The 19782-nt window shown below is 64.0% G+C and carries 16 protein-coding genes and 1 tRNA gene; 8 read left to right on the forward strand and 9 right to left on the reverse strand.

What is annotated here, in order from left to right; genetic code table 11:
- Nucleotides 1-243: 243 nt before the first annotated feature.
- From J5837_RS10120 to J5837_RS10140, 5 genes are all read right to left on the reverse strand, one after another.
- Nucleotides 244-2283, reverse strand: a complete 2040-nt coding sequence (locus tag J5837_RS10120; protein ID WP_210536632.1) for an NADPH-dependent 2,4-dienoyl-CoA reductase — start codon at nucleotides 2281-2283, stop codon at nucleotides 244-246.
- A gap of 64 nt (nucleotides 2284-2347) precedes the next feature.
- Complete coding sequence (yczE, locus tag J5837_RS10125; protein ID WP_210536633.1) at nucleotides 2348-2968, reverse strand: membrane protein YczE; 621 nt, start codon at nucleotides 2966-2968, stop codon at nucleotides 2348-2350.
- Nucleotides 2965-4194 carry a MalY/PatB family protein gene (locus tag J5837_RS10130; protein WP_210536634.1) on the reverse strand — a complete coding sequence of 410 codons (1230 nt, stop codon included), beginning with the start codon at nucleotides 4192-4194 and terminating at the stop codon, nucleotides 2965-2967. The genes yczE and J5837_RS10130 overlap by 4 nt, the downstream gene beginning before the upstream one ends.
- Nucleotides 4195-4215: 21 nt before the next feature.
- Nucleotides 4216-5232, reverse strand: a complete 1017-nt coding sequence (locus J5837_RS10135; protein WP_210536635.1) for a zinc-binding alcohol dehydrogenase family protein — start codon at nucleotides 5230-5232, stop codon at nucleotides 4216-4218.
- Entirely contained in the window at nucleotides 5229-6029 is an 801-nt protein-coding gene (locus J5837_RS10140; RefSeq protein ID WP_244755857.1) for a dioxygenase family protein, read from the reverse strand. Before J5837_RS10140 ends, J5837_RS10135 begins: the two co-directional genes overlap by 4 nt.
- A gap of 397 nt (nucleotides 6030-6426) precedes the next feature.
- Here J5837_RS10140 and J5837_RS10145 point away from each other — a divergent pair, with 397 nt between their 5' ends.
- The 3 genes from J5837_RS10145 (at nucleotide 6427) to J5837_RS10155 (ending at nucleotide 8956) form a co-directional block, all read left to right on the forward strand.
- Entirely contained in the window at nucleotides 6427-7446 is a 1020-nt protein-coding gene (locus tag J5837_RS10145; protein ID WP_210536636.1) for an OmpA family protein, read from the forward strand.
- 215 nt (nucleotides 7447-7661) lie between these two features.
- The gene (locus J5837_RS10150) at nucleotides 7662-8177 is read left to right on the forward strand and encodes a hypothetical protein (RefSeq protein ID WP_210536637.1); all 516 of its coding nucleotides are present in this window, start codon (nucleotides 7662-7664) and stop codon (nucleotides 8175-8177) included.
- A gap of 8 nt (nucleotides 8178-8185) precedes the next feature.
- On the forward strand, nucleotides 8186-8956 hold the full coding sequence (locus J5837_RS10155) for a pseudouridine synthase (RefSeq protein ID WP_210536638.1): 771 nt from the start codon (nucleotides 8186-8188) through the stop codon (nucleotides 8954-8956).
- 5 nt (nucleotides 8957-8961) lie between these two features.
- Here the strand turns inward: J5837_RS10155 and kbl are convergent, their stop codons facing one another.
- Both kbl and J5837_RS10165 read right to left on the reverse strand, forming a co-directional pair.
- A complete protein-coding gene (gene kbl, locus J5837_RS10160; RefSeq protein WP_210536639.1) occupies nucleotides 8962-10161 on the reverse strand; it encodes a glycine C-acetyltransferase in 1200 nt (399 codons plus the stop codon).
- Nucleotides 10162-10254: 93 nt separating this feature from the next.
- Nucleotides 10255-10797, reverse strand: a complete 543-nt coding sequence (locus J5837_RS10165) for a GspH/FimT family pseudopilin (protein WP_210537003.1) — start codon at nucleotides 10795-10797, stop codon at nucleotides 10255-10257.
- Between the two features lie 157 nt (nucleotides 10798-10954).
- On the opposite strand from J5837_RS10165, the gene uvrB reads away from it, so the two are divergent.
- Nucleotides 10955-12976, forward strand: coding sequence for an excinuclease ABC subunit UvrB (uvrB, locus tag J5837_RS10170; RefSeq protein WP_210536640.1), 2022 nt, complete (start codon nucleotides 10955-10957; stop codon nucleotides 12974-12976).
- 10 nt (nucleotides 12977-12986) lie between these two features.
- Here the strand turns inward: uvrB and J5837_RS10175 are convergent, their stop codons facing one another.
- A complete protein-coding gene (locus J5837_RS10175) occupies nucleotides 12987-13730 on the reverse strand; it encodes a DNA-formamidopyrimidine glycosylase family protein (RefSeq protein WP_210536641.1) in 744 nt (247 codons plus the stop codon).
- 152 nt (nucleotides 13731-13882) lie between these two features.
- Nucleotides 13883-13956: transfer RNA gene (locus J5837_RS10180), tRNA-Ser, on the reverse strand.
- Between the two features lie 195 nt (nucleotides 13957-14151).
- On the opposite strand from J5837_RS10180, the gene J5837_RS10185 reads away from it, so the two are divergent.
- The 4 genes from J5837_RS10185 (at nucleotide 14152) to J5837_RS10200 (ending at nucleotide 19722) form a co-directional block, all read left to right on the forward strand.
- Complete coding sequence (locus J5837_RS10185) at nucleotides 14152-15231, forward strand: tyrosine-type recombinase/integrase (RefSeq protein WP_210536642.1); 1080 nt, start codon at nucleotides 14152-14154, stop codon at nucleotides 15229-15231.
- Nucleotides 15232-16867: 1636 nt separating this feature from the next.
- Entirely contained in the window at nucleotides 16868-17521 is a 654-nt protein-coding gene (locus J5837_RS10190; protein ID WP_210537004.1) for a recombinase family protein, read from the forward strand.
- Between the two features lie 41 nt (nucleotides 17522-17562).
- Nucleotides 17563-18732 carry a hypothetical protein gene (locus tag J5837_RS10195; protein WP_210536643.1) on the forward strand — a complete coding sequence of 390 codons (1170 nt, stop codon included), beginning with the start codon at nucleotides 17563-17565 and terminating at the stop codon, nucleotides 18730-18732.
- A gap of 9 nt (nucleotides 18733-18741) precedes the next feature.
- The gene (locus tag J5837_RS10200; RefSeq protein WP_210536644.1) at nucleotides 18742-19722 is read left to right on the forward strand and encodes a hypothetical protein; all 981 of its coding nucleotides are present in this window, start codon (nucleotides 18742-18744) and stop codon (nucleotides 19720-19722) included.
- Nucleotides 19723-19782: the final 60 nt, after the last annotated feature.

Consider the following 19782-nt stretch of genomic DNA (forward strand, 5'->3'; position numbering starts at 1 on the left):
CGTTGGCCGGCCGAAGATCGGGGCCGGCTGGGCCTGCCAGAACTGGGTGGCGGGCCGGAAAGTCGGCGCAAGGTACGGGCACAAAGCCGAACATCGGCTGAACCCGCAAGCTTGACTTTCTGGCTAAGTCACTGATCCGGAATGGAGTTTTTACTCTGTAGGAGCGCGCCTGGGCGCGACCGGAAAACGAAGTGACGTGGAAAATTCTGCAAGCAGCCAATTACGGTCGCGCCAGGCGCGCTCCTACAGGCGGGCGGCCAAGCGGCTGCCCTGGTCGATGGCGCGCTTGGCATCCAGTTCCGCCGCCACGTCGGCGCCGCCGATCAGGTGCGGCGTCTTGCCTGCGGCGATCAGCTCCGCCTGCAGTTCGCGACGCGGCTCCTGACCGGCGCAGATCACCACGTGGTCGACGGGCAGGACCTGTTCCGTCCCGTCCACGCGGATGCGCAAGCCGGCATCATCGACGCCGAGGTATTCGACCCCGCCCAGCATCTTCACGCCCTTGGCCTTCAGCGTGGCGCGGTGCACCCAGCCGCTGGTCTTGCCCAGCCGGGCGCCCGGCTTGCCCGGGCTGCGCTGCAGCAGCCAGACCTCGCGGGTCGGCGGCTCCACGTGCGGTTCGACTAGGCTGCCGCGGGTTTCGAAGGTCGGATCCACGCCCCATTCGGCCATCCAGCGCGCCGGGTCCAGCGACGGCGATTCGCCTTCCTGCACGAGGAATTCGGCCACGTCGAAGCCGATGCCGCCGGCTCCGATCAGCGCCGCGCGTTCGCCGACCCGCACCCGTCCGGCCAGCACGTCGAGGTAACCGACGACCTTGGCGTGGTCGTGTCCCGGGAAATCCACCTTGCGCGGCACGATGCCGGTCGCGAGCACCACTTCGTCGTATTCGGCCAGCATCGGCGCGGCCACGGGCGTGGACAGCTTCAGGTCGACGCCGGTTTCCTCCAGCTTGTGGCGGAAGTAGCGCAGGGTTTCGTGGAATTCCTCCTTGCCGGGAATCCGCTTGGCGACGTTGAACTGGCCGCCGATTTCATCCGCAGCATCGAACAGGGTCACGCGGTGGCCACGCTCGGCGGCGACCGTCGCGCAAGCCAGTCCCGCGGGGCCGGAACCGACCACGGCGATGCGCTTGGGCGCGTAGGTCTTCTTGTAGACGAGCTCGGTTTCGTTGCAGGCGCGCGGATTGACCAGGCAACTGGCCAGCTTGTTTTCGAACACGTGGTCCAGGCAGGCCTGGTTGCAGGCGATGCAGGTGTTGATGGCGTGGCTGCGGCCGGCGCGCGCCTTCTCCACCCATTGCGGGTCGGCCAGCAACGGGCGCGCCAGCGACACCATGTCGGCCTTGCCGGCGGCGAGGATGCCTTCGGCGACCTCGGGCATGTTGATGCGGTTGGTCGCGACCAGCGGCACGCGCACTTGCGGTTTCAGCTTGGCCGTCGCATCGACGAAGGCCGCGCGCGGCACCGAGGTGACGATGGTGGGAACGCGTGCCTCGTGCCAGCCGATGCCGGAATTTATGATGCTCGCGCCCGCGGCTTCCACCGCCTTGGCCTGCATCAGGATCTCGTCCCAGCGGTTGCCGTCCTCGACCAGGTCGAGCAAGGAGAGGCGGTAGACGATGATGAAATCGGGTCCGGCCGCTTCGCGCACGCGGCGCACGATATCCACCGCGAAACGCATGCGCTTTTCCGGCGTGCCACCCCAGGCATCGTTGCGCCTGTTGGTGCGCGGCGCGGTGAATTCGTTGATGAAATAGCCTTCCGAACCCATGATCTCGACGCCGTCGTAGCCGGCTTCGCGCGCGCGGCGCGCGGCGGCGGCGTAGGCATCGATCTGGCGCTCGACTGCGCGCGCGGACAACGCGCGCGGGGTGAACGGATTGATCGGCGCCTTCAGCTTCGACGGCGCTACCGTCAGCGGGTGGTAGCCGTAGCGCCCGGCGTGCAGCAGTTGCAGGCAGATCTTCGCGCCGCCGTCATGCGCGGCGGCGGTCAGGAACTTGTGCGGCCGCACTTCCCACGGCCACGACAGCTTGCTGCCGAATGGCTTGAGCCAGCCCACCACGTTGGGGGCGAAGCCGCCGGTGACGATCATGCCCACGCCGCCTTCGGCGCGCTCGGCGAAATACGCCGCCAGTCGCGGGAAGTCGCGTGCGCGGTCTTCCAGGCCGGTGTGCATGCTGCCCATCAGCACGCGGTTGCGCAGTGTGGTGAAGCCCAGGTCGAGCGGGGCAAGCAGGTGGGGATAGGGCGAGGGGACCGCGGCGACCGGCGTCGTCATCTGGCATGCGCGTGCGTATGGAGCGCGCAGGGTGCCGGGAATCCGCGTGGCGGGCAAGCGTAGGTCAGTCGGCAGGCGAATCCAGCATCGGCCGTTCGGCCGGGCGCACGTTGGGTGCGAACCAGCGCAGGGTCGCCGCGCACATCGGCCCGATCAGCAGGGCGAAGGCCAGCGTGCCCCATCCGGCATTGCCGCCCAGCCACCAGCCCAGCGCCAGTACCGCGGCCTCGATGCCGGTGCGCACGGCCCAGATCGGCCAGCCGGTGCGCCGGTGCAGGCCGGTCATCAGCCCGTCGCGCGGGCCCGGCCCGAAGTCGGCGCCGATATACAGCCCGGTGGCCAGCGCTAGCACGCCCATCCCGGCGGCGAAGGCGGCGACCTGCATCGGCAGGGCGCCGAACCCGGGGAACAGCCACAGGCCGAACTGGGCGCTAGGCCCGATCAGCAACACATTGAGCACGGTGCCCAGTCCGGGCTTCTGCCGGATCGGCCACCACAGCAGCAACACCACCGCGCCGATGACGTTGGTCAGCAGGCCGAACGACCAGCCGCTTTGTTTCGCGATGCCTTGGGTCAGCACGTCCCACGGCGCGATGCCCAGCGCCGCGCGAACCATCAGGCTGATGCCGATGCCGTACAGGAACAGGCCAACGACGAGTTGGGCGAAGCGCTTGGCGAAATTCATCGGCTAGGCAGGTCCGGGGTAGGTGGGCGGTGGTTGCCGGGAGCATCGTCGATGGCTTCGGCGATCTGCTCCAGAGCTTGCCGCAGCAGTGGACGCGGCATGGCGAAGTTGAGGCGCACACACTGATCGAAGCCTTCGCCGCATTCGCGGCCATCGGTCATCGCGACCCCGGCGTTGTCGCGGAACCAGCGCCCGAGCGGCAAAGGCAGCGCCAGCGCGCTGCAGTCCAGCCAGGCCAGATAGGTGCCTTCGGGTCGGAAGTGGCCGATCTGCGGCAGGCGTTCGCGCAGGAAATCGGCCAGCAGGTCACGGTTGCCTTGCAGGTAGGCCAGCACCGCCTGCAGCCAGTCGCCGCCATCTCGATAGGCGGCGATGTGCGCGATCGCGCCCAGCGTGCTGGTGCTGTTGCTGGTCAGCAGGTGGCCGCGACGCTGCCAGGTGCGCAGGTCGTCGGGATTGGAGAAGACGATCTGCGCGCATTTCATCCCGGCCAGATTCCACGCCTTCGACGCCGAGACGGTGGTGATGGCATGCGCCGCGCTGGCTGGCGACAGCGCGGCATAGGGCAGGTGGCGATGCCCGGCGTAGACCAGCGGTGCGTGGATTTCGTCGGCGAACACGCGCGCGCCGTGGCGTTCGACGATGCCGGCCAGTTGCAGCAGTTCCTCGCGTTCGTATGCGCGGCCGACCGGATTATGCGGATTGCACAGCAGCAGGGCGCGTGCGCCGGAAGCGAAGGCGGCGTCGATGCGGTCGAAATCCAGGGCGGGACGTTCGCCGTCGCGGCGCAAAGGAATCTGCATCGCCACATGGCCGAGCTGTTCGATCAGCGGCACGAACGGCATGTAGCACGGCGTCGGCACGATCACCGGCACGCCCGGGGGCAGGTGGAAGCGCAACATCACTTCCAGCGCCTTGATTACATCCGGCACGGGTCGAATCGCTTGCTCGGGCACCTGCCAGCCATGCCGTCGTGACAGCGATTGCGCGGCCGCGGCGGCCAGTTCGCCGAACAGCTGGGCGGTGGCATAGCCGAGCCTGCCCCGGGCGACCGCTTTGCCCAGCGCTGCGCTCACCGCCGGCGCGGTGCCGAAATCCATCTCGGCGACGAAGGCGCCGATGCAGTCGGGGAACTGGGTCCATTTGGCGCCGCCGTTGACGCGCAGGCGTTCGATGCCGAGGGCGTCGAAGCGGGCATGCAGTTCGGCGATCGCGGTTTCCGGCATGTCGGAAACAATAGCAGCCGCTTACCAGCCCGACAGCGTCAGCTTGCCGATGCTCGCGCCGGATTCCAGCCGCCGATGCGCTTCGCGCAGGTTCGCCGCGTTGATCGGCGAGAGCGTTGCGGTCTGCGTGCCGCGTAGCTTGCCGGCATCGACCAGCTCGGCGACGCGCGCGAGGATGCGGCCCTGTTCGGCCATGTCTGCGGTGCGAAAGCGCGGACGAGCGAACATGAATTCCCAATGGATGCCGATGCATTTCATCTTGTACGGGTCGCCGATGCGCAGTTCGCCCTTGGGTTCGACGATCAGGCCGACATGGCCCTGTGGCGCGAGCAGCTCGCCCAGTTCCTTCCAGTAGTGGTCGGTGTCGGCCAGGTTCAGTGCCGCGTCGACCGACGCGACGCCGAGTTCCTGCAACTGCAGCGCGAGCGATTCGCGATGGCTGATGACGTGGTCGGCGCCGAGCGATCGGCACCATGCGATGGTTTCCGCGCGGGAAGCGGTGGCCACGACGGAGAAGCCGGCCAGCTTCGCCAACTGGATGGCGATGGAACCCACGCCGCCAGCACCGCCGATCACCAACAAAGTCTTACCCGCACCGCCGCCCTCGAAGGCATAGGGCATGCGCTGGAACAGCAATTCCCATGCGGTAAGCGCAGTCAGCGGCAGCGCGGACGCAGCGGCGAAATCCAGCGAAACCGGCTTGTGCGCGGCGAGGCGTGCGTCGACCAGCTGGAACTGCGCATTGCTGCCGGGCCGGGTCACGTCGCCTGCGTAGTAGACCGCGTCGCCAGGCCTGAATCCCGAGACATCGGCGCCCACGGCTTCGACCACCCCGGCCGCGTCGAAGCCGAGTACCCGCGGTTGCGCTTCGATCTGCGGTTTCGGAGCGCGCAGCTTGGTGTCGACGGGATTGACCGACACGGCTTCCACCCGGACCAGCAGGTCGTGCGCGCCGGGCTGGGGCTTCGGCAGTTCGATATCGACCAGCGATTGCGGATCGTCGATGGGTAGATAGCGGGTCAGGGCAACGGCTTTCATCGGACGGCTCCTTCGAAGGCGAAGGCATCCAGCGCCAGTGCGCCCATTTCCACGTCCCGGTGCAGTAGCCGGCCGCGCGCGCCCTCACCGCCGGCGCCGAGCGCCACGTACAACGGGAACAGATGCTCAGGGGTGGGATGGTTGCGTGCTGCCTCCGGGAGTGAGGTCCAGTCCAGCGCGCCGTCGATGTCGCCGGCCAGCAGCTTTTCGCGCAGGGGTTCGGTGAATGCGCTCACCCAAGGGAATTCGGGCGCACCCCTTTCGCCCCAGGCCAGGGCACGCAGGTTGTGCGAGAACCCGCCCGAACCGATCACCAGCACGCCTTCCGCGCGCACGGGCGCCAGGGCGCGGCCCAGCCGGTAATGCCATTCGGCTGTGCGGCGAGGGTCCACCGACAGCGCGACGACCGGGATGTCGGCTTCAGGATAGATCCGGCGCAAGGGCACCCAGACGCCGTGGTCGATGCCGAGCCCGGGATCCTGGCGGGCATCGAAGCCGGCTTCGACCAGCAGGTCCGCAGCCCTCGCCGCCAGCTCGGGCGCGCCCGGAGCCGGGTAGCGGATTTCATACAGAGGAGCTGGAAAGCCGCCGAAATCATGGATGGTCGCCGGCCGGCTCGTTGCCGTCAGGGTAGGCGAGGGCGCCATGAAATGGGCCGAAGCGACGAGGACTGCCCGTGGCTTGGGGAACTGCCCGGACAGACCTTCGAGGAACCTCCCGGTCGGGGAATCCTCGATCGCCAGCATCGGCGAGCCGTGGGAAAGGAACAGCGAAGGCAGAGAGGTCATGGCGTCCATGCGGGCCAGCATCGGGCCTGACAGTCATGGCGCCAAGAGCCACGCCAGGACCAATGCGTTGCAGGATGGCAACGACATGCAGGCGCTCCGGCGATCGATGTTGGCCGCAGGCTGATCGGGACCGGGTATTCTGACTACCCGGCAACCGTGAGCAGGATTAAGACTTGCATGCGACGGTTGTTCAGCTACCTGTATGGCAATTAGAATAGGGGGTGCGACGGGTTTACACCCGGTGTCCTGCATTGTTATGTTAGTGTTAACACGGCCTTCACTTGGTTTCCCCTAGTCTTTACGCCAAGTCGGTTGCGGGTCGTGGCCGTCACATGCGTGCCTGCGGGTTCGGCACGTGGTAGGAAGGCAAACTGGTTTCTTTACAAACCTGATTAAGGAGCTGCAAATGAATAAAAAACTTCTCTGTGCCGCACTGCTGGCCGGCCTGGGCGTGGCGCAGGCCGCTTCCGCTCAGGAGTTCGACGATCGCTGGTACCTGACCGGTTCGGCCGGCGTCAACGTCCAGGACAACGATCGCAATACCGACGACACCAGCTTCGGTGCCATTGGACTGGGCAAGTTCATCAGCCCGAACTGGTCGGTGGATGGTGAGCTGAACTACCAGAACCCGAACTTGGTCAAGAACGTCGACCTGAACTGGAGCCAGTACGGCATCTCGCTGGATCTGCGCCGTCATTTCTGGCTGGGCGAGAAGAAGTGGCATCCGTACGTCGTCGCCGGCCTGGGTTACCAGCGTTCGGAAGAAGAATACGTCGTCAACGCGATCGATTCGCCGCACGAGCGGAAGGAAGGCAATTTCGCTGCCAAGCTGGGTGGCGGTCTCCAGGCTGACGTGGGTCGCGTCGGCGTCCGCGCCGAACTGGCCTATCGCATCGACTTCGACGACAGCGCCATCGGCCCGTCGTATGACGGCTCGATCGACGACGCCGACAGCTTCGGCGACCTGCTCGCTTCGGTCGGCGTGGTGATCCCGCTGGGCGCGAAGGCCGAGCCGGCTCCGCCGCCGCCGCCGCCGCCGGCCCCGGCTCCGGAACCCGCTCCGGCCCCGGCCCCGGTCACCATCGACCTGAACGGCGTGAACTTCAACTTCGACAAGGCGACCCTGCGTCCTGACGCGGTGGCCATCCTGAACGAAGCGGTGGAAATCCTGAAGCGCTATCCGGACATCCGCGTCGAAGTGGCCGGCCACACTGACCAGTGCGGCAAGGACACCTACAACCAGGGTCTGTCCGAGCGTCGCGCCAAGGCCGTGTACGACTACCTGACCAGCAACGGCATCGACGCCGGCCGCCTAGCGGGTCCGACCGGTTACGGCGAGAGCCGCCCGCTGGAAGATTTGGGTCAGAAGTTCCCGGCTTGCAAGAGCGAGAAGAACCGTCGCACCGAGCTGAACGTCCAGAACTGATCGGACGCGAGTTCGCAGCAACACCCGAAGCCCGGCTCATGCCGGGCTTCGTTTTTCCGGTTCGCGATCCATGGCCGGCGAGTTCGATTCCATCGCAGTGCGTGTCGGCAAGTGCCTCGATGTTTTGTGCGGTCGATGGCAAGCCGATGAACAGCGCGTTGTGTTTCCGTGCGTCGCTGCCTAGACTGCGGCGCTATCGAACATGGAGTGACGCGATGCCCCGGATCCATTCGTTCCTGCTGCTGGGTCTGCTGGTTTCCCCAGGCGTGCATGCGGCGGTCAATTGCGCCGATATCTCGGCGACGCCGCCTTTGTCGGCGAAACCGACGGTGCTGGTGCCGGTTTCCGGCGAGTTCACCAGCATCGCCAGCCAGTTGGGAGCGCCGCGAGGCGTGCTTGCGCAAGGATTCGACGAAAGCCAATCGGTCGACCAGGTGCTGCTGCGCCTGCGCGTGGAGAGCTGCCACAACACTGCGTCGCTGCCGGCTCCGGGTGCTGCACGACCCAATGATCCGGCCGCGTACAAACCGAAGACCGCGTTCGACAACACGCCGTATCGCTTCAACATGACCCAGGGCGGCAAGCGCATGACCGCCGACGACTTCGATGCCTGGTTGAAAGCGAACGGCTACAGCGTCGGCCGTCGCGTGGACACCGCCAAGCCTGCCCCCGCCGCGCCGGTGGCTGCGCCTGCGGAAGAAACACCGGCGCCGGGCAAAAAGAAGAAGTAAGCCTCGAAGTGCGTCCGCCACGCAAAGCCGGCGCGCGCAGTGCTCCGCGCCACGGTTTGGCGCGGGTGCTTTCCAAGCGCGGGCTGTGCTCGCGCAGTGAAGCGGCGAAATGGATCGCAGAGGGCCGTGTCCGAGTGGAGGGGCGTGTCGTCCGGGATCCCGAGTTCCCGATCGTAGACGGCGCCGCGCGCATCGCCGTCGACGACCGCGAGCTGGACGCGCCGCCGCGCCGCATCTACCTGGCGTTGAACAAGCCCCGCGGGCTGGTGACGACGGCACGCGACGAACAAGGTCGCGACACCGTCTACCGCTGTTTCGACGGCGCGAGCCTGGATGGTGGCGAGGATATCGGCTGGATCGCGCCGGTCGGGCGCCTCGACAAGGCCAGCGAAGGCCTGCTGCTTTTCAGCAACGATCCAAAATGGGCCGCGCGCATCACCGATCCGCTATCCGGCCCGGACAAGACTTACCACGTGCAGGTCGATGCGATCCCGGATGTCGTCCTGTTGGCGCGATTGGTCGATGGCGTCGAAGCCGACGGCGAGCGGTTGTCGGCGAAGTCGGCCGTGTTGCTGCGTGCCGGCGCGAAGAATGCCTGGTTGGAAATCGTCCTGGACGAAGGCCGCAATCGGCAGATACGGCGGCTGCTCGCGGCCTTCGACATCAAGGTGCTGCGTTTGGTGCGCGTCGCCATCGGCGAGCTGAAGCTCGGCGAATTGGCGAAAGGGCAGTGGCGCGAGTTGAGCGCGGCGGAAGTCGCCGCGCTCGGTAGGGGCTGATCTGCTCAGCCTTTCAGCACGCCCAACTCGCGACCGATGCGGATGAAGGCGTCGATCGCGTGGTCCAGGTGCTCGCGCGTATGCGCGGCGCTCATCTGCGTGCGGATGCGCGCCTGGCCCTTGGGCACGACCGGGAAGAAGAAGCCGATGGCATAGATGCCTTCTTCCAGCAGGCGCTCGGCGAAGCGCTGCGCCAGCGGCGCGTCGTACAGCATCACCGGGCTGATCGGGTGCACGCCCGGCTTCACGTCGAAACCGGCCGCGGTCATCTTCTCGCGGAAGTAAGCGGTGTTTTCAGCCAGTTTCTCGCGCAGGTCCCCGGCCGCGGCGAGCATTTCGAAGGCCTTGATGCCTGCAGCCACCACGTGCGGCGGCAGCGAGTTGGAGAACAGATAAGGGCGCGAACGTTGGCGCAGCAGTTCGATCACTTCCTTCTTCGCCGTAGTGAAGCCGCCCAGCGCGCCACCCATCGCCTTGCCCAGCGTGCCGGTGAAGATGTCGATCTGGTCCAGCACGCCCTTCACTTCGGCCGAGCCGCGCCCGGTCTTGCCGAGAAAGCCGGTGGCATGGCATTCGTCGATATGCACCAAGGCCCCGTACTTCTTCGCCAGCGCGACGATTTCGTCGAGCGGGGCGATGAAGCCGTCCATCGAGAACACGCCGTCGGTGGTGATCAACTTGGTCTTGCAGCCAGCCGCCTCGGCCGCCTGCAGTTGCTTCTCCAGGTCGGCCATGTCGCAGTTGGCGTAGCGGAAGCGTTGTGCCTTGCACAGGCGCACGCCGTCGATGATCGAGGCGTGGTTAAGCGCATCCGAAATGATCGCGTCCTGCTCGCCCAGGAGCGGCTCGAACAGGCCGCCGTTGGCGTCGAAGCAGGCGGCGTAGAGGATGGTGTCCTCGGTGCCGAAGAAGTCGGCGATGGTCTTCTCCAGTCGCTTGTGCAGGTCTTGCGTGCCGCAGATGAAGCGCACGCTGGCCATGCCGAAGCCGTGCGTATCCAGCGCTTCTTTCGCCGCGGCGATGATGTCAGGGTGGTCGGCCAGGCCAAGGTAGTTGTTGGCGCAGAAGTTCAGCACCCTGCGGCCGTCCTCCAGTTCGATCTCGGCCGATTGCGGGCTGGTGATGATGCGCTCGGACTTGAACAAGCCTTGGGCGCGGATGTTTTCGAGTTCGGCGGCGTAATGGGCGGTGAGCGATGCGGACATGGACGAAGCCGGTGGTGGCAGTGAGGCAGCCATTCTACCAATGGGCCTGCATGGGCACGTCGCGCCGCCTGCGGGGGCGCAGCGCGCGATTCGTCACGGCATCGGATGCATGCAGGCCTCGGCCGCCGCGCCCGTTGGAACGCCATTGCGCAGGCGCCCATCGTTGGCCATGACCAGGGTTACCGCCTTGGCAGGGCCGCGGCCATCGCAGACGGTGAAGGTGACATTGGATCCGGCATTGCCGCCATTGGGCTGGAAAACCAGCCGGGTGCGGCCCACCGTGCTGCGCAGGTGGACATCGCCACCAAGCGAAACCTGTTCGTGCAACAAGGTTTCGTTGGGAGTGCGCTGGCGATCGCCATCCAGATCGGCAAAAGCCATCCAGCCATGGCTCCAGTCGATGCTGGCGCGGCAGCCGTTCGCATCGCCGGGGCAGAGCACTACCTCGCTGCCGGTCAAGGCGGCATGGGAGATCGCCTTCAACAGGCTTTCGCCGACTGCCGCGCGGGCGGCGCCAGCATAGGCGGCCTCACGGGCGCCTTGGTAGGCGGGCAGCGCGACGCCCACCAGTATTGCGACGACGGCCATCGCCACCACCATCTCGGCCAGACTGAAACCTGCTTGCGTCCTGCGCATGGGCACACCTCCTTGTGCGTGGAAGCCAGCTTGGCGCAGGGATGGGCCGGTTCCCATCAGGCGGAGGCGCGATGTACCGTAGGAATAGTCCGGCCCGGCCTTTACAGGTGGAAAACCCGCCGCGGCTATACTGGAATGTCCCCCGCCGGCCACCGCCATGTCCGATCGTTTCCAGCTCGTCGCCCCGTATTCGCCCGCCGGCGAACAGCCGCAGGCCATCGAACGCCTTATCGAAGGTTTCGAATCCGGCCTGGCCAGGCAGACCCTGCTCGGCGTGACCGGCTCGGGCAAGACCTACACCATCGCCAACGTGATCCAGGCGGTGCAGAAGCCGACCCTGGTGATGGCCCACAACAAGACCCTGGCCGCGCAGCTGTACGGCGAGTTCAGGTCGTTCTTCCCGCACAACGCGGTCGAGTACTTCGTCAGCTATTACGACTACTACCAGCCGGAAGCCTACGTGCCCTCGTCGGACACCTTCATCGAGAAGGACAGTTCGATCAACGAGCACATCGAGCAGATGCGCCTGTCGGCGACCAAGGCCTTGCTGTCGCGGCGCGACACTATCGTGGTCGGCACGGTATCGGCGATCTACGGCCTGGGCGCGCCGGAAGACTACCTGTCGCTGCGCCTGATCCTGTCGCGGGGCGAGCGCATCGACCAGCGCGAACTGATCCGCCACCTGACTTCGCTGCAATACACGCGCAACGAATTCGAGTTGCAACGCGGCACCTTCCGCGTGCGTGGCGAGGTGATCGACGTGCACCCGGCCGAAAGCGACGTGGAAGCGTTGCGCATCGAGCTGTTCGACGGCGAAATCGAAGGCCTGTCGTTGTTCGACCCGCTGACCGGCGAAACCCTGCGCAAGATCCCGCGCTACACGGTCTACCCGAAGACCCACTACGCGACCACCCGCGACCGCATCCTCGCGGCCATCGACACCATCAAGATCGAACTGAAGGAACGGCTGGAACTGTTGTATGCGCAGAACAAGCTGGTCGAGGCACAACGGCTGGCCCAGCGCACGCAGTTCGACCTGGAGATGATGGCCGAGGTCGGTTATTGCTCGGGCATCGAGAACTATTCGCGCCACCTGACCGGCAAGGCACCGGGCGAGCCGCCGCCGACGCTGTTCGATTACCTGCCGCCGGACGCGCTGCTGGTGGTCGACGAATCGCACGTGACCGTGCCGCAGATCGGCGCGATGTACAAAGGCGATCGTTCGCGCAAGGAAACCCTGGTCGAATTCGGCTTCCGCCTGCCTTCCGCACTGGACAATCGGCCGCTGCGCTTCGAGGAATGGGAAGCGCGTTCGCCACGCAGCATCTACGTATCGGCCACGCCGGGACCATACGAGTTGCGCGAATCGAACGGCGAGGTGGTCGAACTGGTCGTGCGGCCGACTGGCCTGGTCGATCCCGAGGTCGAGATCCGCCCGGTGGCGACCCAGGTCGACGACCTGCTTTCGGAAATCAACGAGCGCGTGTCCTGGGGCGACCGAGTGCTGGTCACCACGCTGACCAAGCGCATGGCCGAGAACCTGACCGAATACCTCGGCGAGCACGGAGTCAAGGTGCGCTACCTGCACAGCGACGTGGAAACGGTCGAGCGCGTCGAGATCATCCGCGACCTGCGCCTGGGCAAGTTCGACGTGCTGGTCGGCATCAACCTGCTGCGCGAAGGGCTGGACATGCCCGAAGTCTCGCTGGTGGCGATCCTGGACGCGGACAAGGAAGGTTTCCTGCGTTCGTCCGGTTCGCTGATCCAGACCATCGGCCGCGCCGCGCGCAACCTGCGCGGCAAGGCGATCCTGTACGCCGATCGCATCACCAATTCGATGAAGGCGGCGCTGGACGAAACCGAGCGCCGCCGCGAGAAGCAACTGGAGTTCAACGCCGCGCACGGCATCGTGCCGACGTCGATCGCCAAGCCCATCGTCGACATCCTCGAAGGCGCGCGCAGCGAGGCGGCCAACGACGGCAAGAGCGGGCGCGGCAAGGCGCGCCGCGTAGCCGAGGAATCGGCCGACTACGGGGTGCTGAACCCGGTGCAGCTGGCTGCCAAACTGAAGGCGCTGGAGCAACAGATGTACCAGCACGCCCGCGATCTGGAATTCGAAGACGCGGCGCGCCTGCGCGACGAGATCCAGCGGCTGAAGTCGGCCAGCCTGACGATCTGACAGGCTGGCGTCAGCGGTACAGCCGCTGGCATTCCGGGCACCAGAACGCACGCCGCTTCTTGCGTCCGAGCGCCTTCGCATAGGACAGCCGCGTCCCGTCGCGCGGGCACTCGGTTTTGGTGTGCACCTGGTAGTGCTTGCGCAGCACGTAAGCCTTTTTCCAGTGGTAGAAGTCGAAGCTGTATTCGCGCGCCTGTTCGACCAGTTCGCGCAGTTTCGTCGGGGGCAGGGCGCCAACGCGGCTCTCCGGATGCACTCGGATGCGGAACAGCACCTCATTCTTGATGATGTTGCCCACGCCGGAGAACACGTCCTGTTCCAGCAACGCGTCGCAGGCCAGCGTGTCCGGTTGCGCACGCAGGGCACGCAACGCGGCGCGCGGGTTCCAGGCGTCGCTCATCACGTCCGTGCTGAAGTCGTACAGGCCGTCGATGTCGCCTTCCAGGTAGCGCACCGAGCAGGCATACAGGTTGAGCCGGCGCCCGCGTGCGAAGCGCAGTTGCAGCCGTGGCACGCGATCGGGCAGGTCCTCGTCGATGGCGTACTTGCCGAACAGCATGAAATGCACGCGCAGCACGAAGCCGTCGAACTGGACGAGGAAATGCTTGCCCCAACTGGCCACGCGCCGCACCGCGAGGCCTTTCATCCGGAACGGCTCGATCGTACGGGTGTTGCCGCCCACCTGCAGCACGCGTTTGCCGACGAAATCCTCGGTCAGTTCGCGCAGGATGACGATGGACGGACCCTCCGGCATGCGGCCAGTCTGCCCAGCGCCGGTGGAGGGGATGTATAGAGGATCGAGCCGCGGGCCCGAAAACAAAAAACCGCCAGCGAAGGCGGTTTTCCTGATCCTTCCGGCATTTCCGGATTCGGGCCAATCGAAGGCGGCTAAGCCGTTGATTCGATTGGTGGGCGGTACAGGGTTCGAACCTGTGACCCCTACCATGTCAAGGGTGAGAATTAGGCTCCCACTAGCCCCCATGAGCATCTAAGTATTTGAATTGTGGACCCATGAGACCCCATACGGACCACTATGTTTGCCGTACTTTTGCCGTACTCGCCTGATAGACTCCCCGCCCATTGATTCAAGCAGGGGGGACGACGCGGTGGCAGATCTGAGTACGGTTCGCAACAGAGAGAGACTGAAGCCCCGACGCGAACCCTACTGGCACACCTTGGCTACCGGCCAAGCCATTGGCTATCGCCCCTCTACTTCGGGCAAGGGCGGAACGTGGATCGCCAAGTTCAATGACACAGACAGCAGTAAGCGGTCTTTGCGGTCGCTGGGTGACTTCGGCCACCTTCCGCCAAGCGAACGGTTCGGAGCCGCGACGAAGGAAGCGCGGGAATGGATGCTGCATCTGTCCGCAGGCGGCTCGACCGAAGCTCTGACCGTGCGCGAAGTGTGCGAACGCTACGCCAAGAACAAGCCCGATGCCGGTAAGTACTTCACCCGGCATGTCTACGATGATCCCATCGCCAAGGTGCTGGTTCACAAGCTGACAGATCGGCAGGTTCGCGCATGGCGTGACCGGTTGGAAGCGACACCGGCCCAAGTCTCGCGTAACAAGGTCGGCCCGCGCGTCACCCGGGAGCGCACGACTGCGAGCGTCAATCGCGTTATGACCCCCTTTCGGGCTGCGCTCAACATGGCGCTAACCAACGGCGAAGCTCTAACAGCGAACGCGTGGCGCGGGGCCTTGAAGCCCGCTCAGGCCGAAGGGCGGCGGACCCTATACCTCGGCAAGGAACAGCGCCGCGCACTCCTGAAAGAACTGCCCGCCGACGCTGAAGCATTCTGCCGGGGGTTGTGCCTCCTACCGCTGCGACCCGGTGCGCTGGCCGAAGCCCGCGTCTCCGACTTCGATTCTCTGCGGGGCACGTTGGTGATTAGCCGCGACAAGGCGGGCGCGGGCCGCTCAATCGTGGTCCCGAAGGAAACCGCCGACCTCCTGCGCCAACACGTGAAGGGCAAGCTGCCAGCAGCCTTCATCTTCATGCGTGCAGCTGGCGGGCAGTGGAATAAGGATGCTTGGAAGAAGCCCATCACTGAAGCCGTCCAAGCCGCCGATCTTCCCTCTGGGACGACTGCATACACGCTTCGCCATTCTGCAATCACTGACTTGGTAACAAGCGGACTCGATCTATTCACCGTAGCCCAGCTGGCTGGCACGTCCGTTCGCATGATCGAAAAGCACTACGGCCATCTTCAGCAGGAACACGCCACAGCCGCCTTGTCTACGTTGGCTCTGTGATCTAGCTTGCGATAGGGGAACAGTGCGGCAAGCAGACAGGGGGAAGCTATGGCTGCAGGTTTGGGGATTACGGTCGCCCTGGTGGCGTTCACTGCTTCGGCAGTCGCGATCATCTACCGGCGTAGGTCGAAAGCACTTGTGACGGCGTATCACGCTGGCCGACGCGCGTACGCGTACGCGGCCGATCCCAAGGCGTTAGAGGACTACGCGGACGAAATGCTGCTAAGGGCTGCTGCCGCCCGGGCACTTGGCAGCCACAAGGCTCTAAATCGCGAGGGCTTCGCTATCGCCGCTCTCGCACAGGCCGATGACCTCACGCGGAGCCGCCAAGCCCAGCGGACACACTCTCAGATCATCGCTCTGCATCGCGAACTGGGTCCCCGTCAGCTACAGGCGGAGCGCATGTTTAGGAGCATGCTCCGTGAAGCTGGTCATCTCGACATGACCACAGCTATGCGCATGCAGCTACAGCACTTCGTGGACACAGGGGAAGCTGCTTGGATGCAACGCAATGAATCCACAATCGTAGACGCTTCGGCCGAAACACTATCGGCGAACGCATAGGCGCATCGCAAGGGCCGCTAGTTGGCGTGACGTATCACGCGGGCATCCGGAGAATGCATGCCACTCGCCCACCGTCGGGCGACTACAGGGGAACTACTAGTGCTTCTTGAGATTGGCCGTTGTCGCGTAGAACTGTCCCGTGCATCGCTTTACGTGAAGCTAGGCAGAAAGGAACTCTATTGGAACTGGCATGCCGGGGAGTTCGTCCGCGACTTCTAACGCAACGCGCCCAATCAAGTCGGAAAGAAAGCTGCCGGTGGACCGATGGTCCCCGGCATTCTTTTTTGTAGCTGCCCGACCCTTCAGATATCAAAAATCTGCGAGGGCATTTGATATCAAGGACGCGCGGCGATTCCCCCCGTAGGGGTGTCCCCACTAAAGCGCAGGGGGTGGGGCGGTTCATCTCGCGTCGCCACCAAGTCCCCGTAATTGGAAGGGCTGGAGGCCCGCCCCTCCGGTCAAACCTTAATGTCTACTGTTAGTAGCTACTGAGAGTTACAGAGGGTGGACTGACGGAACCAAGTCCCACTATACGGAGGAGACTCCCTCCCCTCCGTGGGTCAAACCTCTACGTCTACTGTTAGTAGCTACTGAGGGTTACAGAAGGTGGACTGACCGTGGACTGTGTCCATCATCATCCATAGACCAAGACCTTGGTCTGCAAGGGTCTACCTTCAGTGGGGACAGACGGTCGGACAGGAGATCCATCGTCTAGACCAACGACCTTGGTCTACCTTCATCGTCGTTAGCTCTTGCCATAGCGCAGCTGCTGGCCGCACCTTCGCGCCGCGCTGCCCTCGGACCGATCATCCCTGCTCTGGATGGTTGGTCTTTTTTTTCATCCGCCCCCGCTCCGCAGGATCGCTCAGAACGCCGCCAGTCGCCCAAGCGGCGCAGCGTCGCGTCTACCTGAGAGGATCGCACCGGCTTGTCACAGTCGAGCGGAGAGCGCGGCGCAGGCCGCGTAGCACTTAGCGAGGTCCGGTGCCTCGCGTGCAGGGTCGCCGCGCCCCTTGTATCGTTTCTAATCGGTGGTATAGTAACGATACGAAGTCGACAAAGGGCGGCACCAATGCACGGGAAGTTCGTTGCTTACTACCGGGTCTCCACCAAGCGGCAGGGAGAGTCCGGGCTTGGCTTGGAAGCACAGCGACAGGCCGTGCTTGATTACCTCAATGGCGGGAAGTGGGAACTACTCGCCGAGTACACGGACGTAGAGTCCGGTGGGGATGACAGCCGCCCCGAACTGGCCCGGGCTATCGACCACGCCAAGAAGGCCAAAGCAACGCTGGTCATCGCGAAGCTGGACCGGCTCAGTCGCAAGGTCTCTTTTGTGTCGAGCCTGATGGACTCGGGCGTTCGCTTCGTCGCGGCGGACAATCCGTCGGCAAATGAATTGACGATCAATATCCTTGCGGCGGTAGCGCAGGAAGAGCGACGGCTGATCTCCCAGCGCACCAAGGCCGCCCTGGTGGCCGCCAAGAAGCGGGGCGTGCGGTTGGGCAATCCGCGACTAGACGACGCGCGTACGGCCGCACAGGAAGCGAGAGAGCAAGGGGCGGACCGCTTCGCCACCAACGTGATCCCTGTGATTCGGCAGGTTCAAGCTGCGGGCTGCACCGGTCTACGTGAGATTGCCGCAGCATTGGACGCGCGAGGGATCAAGACCCGCCGGGGATCGAACTGGACGGCGGCTGCGGTAAGTCGCGTACTCTCCCGCGCGTGATGGGGTATTTATTTTTTTGAGGTCATGGACGGGAGGGGAGCATGCTGGTCACACGCGTACTCGGAGAATGTCCCGCATGCGGCTTTGAGATTTTTGGGAACGTCAGCGTCTTGGGCGACTTCGTGCTACGTGGGTGCGGACGTTGCAACTACTCTCAGCGAATCTACCTCCCTCCAGTAAGGAAGAAGGTTCTCTATCTTGACCAGCCCTTCTTTAGCGGGGCCTTCCGAGGTGGGGATCGCCGGTTTGTAGAACTCGCTGACCGTATCGAACGGATCGCCGCCTCTCAGCTGCTCACCATTCCGCGATCCAATATCCATGAAGCCGAGACACGTCTGTGGGCGCGGGCTGATGAACTATTGGAGTTCATAAAGACGACTAGCCGAGGCCATAAGTTTGAGTCGGATTACCGGGTCGAACGCAGTCAGATAATCAAGGGATTCCGACAGTGGCTAGACAATGGGCCTGTGGAATATCCCATTGAACAAAGGGAAGCATTGACTGCACGGGTTCACGAGTGGGATAGCTACTTCATAGTCGATGTCAGGCACGCTCCCGGAGATACCGCCCAAGAACGCGAGAACAAGCGGCAGTCCACTGAGAACTTGGTGAACCTCTTTGATGGCTGGCGGCAATCAAACGATACCTTTGAGCAAGATGTCGCCGGAGAGTTGGATGGCGCGAAGAGGATCTATCTAAGCTCCTACTTGCGTTACTTCGCTCGGGTAGGTCAAGGCGACTTTGCGGCGCTACTCGATTCCCCAATCGTCTCTAAGGTTGTGGAAGGCATGCGGCATCTTCTGCCAAGAGAAATGCCATTTCCAATGCAACTAGAACGTTGCGCTCTCTTCTTCGACTCTCAGCACTTCGCGCATCTACCTTTTCAGTACATACGCGCTAGGTCATTCGCCGTGCTGAAGGCTATGGTTAAGGCCGGTGCGTATGCAAATCGCGAGCGGGCACTACAAAAACTGAGCGGGTTCTATTCGGATGTCGATCATATCGCCCATTACGCCCCCTACTGTGACGCTATCGCACTTGACCAGCCCATGGCCGAACTCACAAAGCATCCCGGGTTGGCGTTAGAGGAAGCATTCGGCGTTAAGGTTTTTAGCCTTAACAACCTCGCTGAGTTCACGGCTTGGCTTGATGAGCTTGAGGCTTCGATGACCGATGAACACCAAGTAGGGCTAAGAGCGGCGTACGCCTGATTAGTGCACATGATCCCGCCCGCCGTGCAAAGGAAGTTTGAGAGCGCATGCAGCGACGCAGGCGGGCTTTGGGACATTAAGCTGCGACGGCTAATAGCACTCTTCGAATGGTTCACGTGGGAAGGGCTCGCTGATCCGCACTTTGTGCAGGAACTAGCAGCCGAGGACACGTATCGGGAGCGACTGTCAGAGATGCTGGTCGCCTACAAGCTGATGCGATCCGGCTATGAGCTTAAAAGTGATTCCGCTGGGCCAGACTTCTGGGCCTACAAAGGCGAGCAAGGATTCTGGGTCGAGGTTGTAACGCCCCGCCCCACAAGAATCGACCCCGACTACCTCGCCCAGACCGGGGCGACAGATGAGGGCATGCTGGAGTTTCCGGCGGATCAAGTTCTGAGGCGGTGGACTCAGGCCATCGATAAGAAAGTCGCGGCGCTTCTGGGACCGCGAGAGGGAAGTCCTGATGGAAAGCGGCCCGGCTACCTGCACAAAGGAATCGTGAAGGCTACCCAGCCTTACGTCATAGCCGTCAATGGCCGAAACCTGAGAGGCAAGGCAGGAATCGGTTTTAACGGCAGCAGCGGCAATCCCTGCGCGGTAGAGGCACTGTTCGCAGTCGGTCCGCTCCACATTCGGTTTGACCCAATAGGGAACGGCTTCATGCGCCCCAGTCTCGGTAGGTCGCAGAGGGCGAGCATAGAGTCTCCGAATGGTTCTCCTATTCCGCTAACGACGTTCCTCGACGAGACCTATGCGCAAGTGAGCGCGGTGTGGGCGCTAGACATTGATGAGGATGAAGTACTGCTAGACCCGGCTTGGCCCAACCTTGAGCGCAACTACTTTGCCTCGGCTGGGGTATTCAATCCGCTAGCTGTCAATCCGCTTGCCGTCGGGGCCTTCCCGACGTTTGAAGACTGGACGTGCAACATCTCTGGTGACAGCTATCAGCTGACGCATCACAACCGGATCCCGTTCCGCCCGTCCCGCTGACCAGCAGCGGCGCTGCGTCGCCGTCTTCCCTTGCCTACGGTCTAAGTCCCCGTAATTGGC

The sequence above is a fragment of the Pseudoxanthomonas helianthi genome, from assembly GCF_017939625.1.
Lineage (GTDB): Bacteria > Pseudomonadota > Gammaproteobacteria > Xanthomonadales > Xanthomonadaceae > Pseudoxanthomonas_A > Pseudoxanthomonas_A helianthi.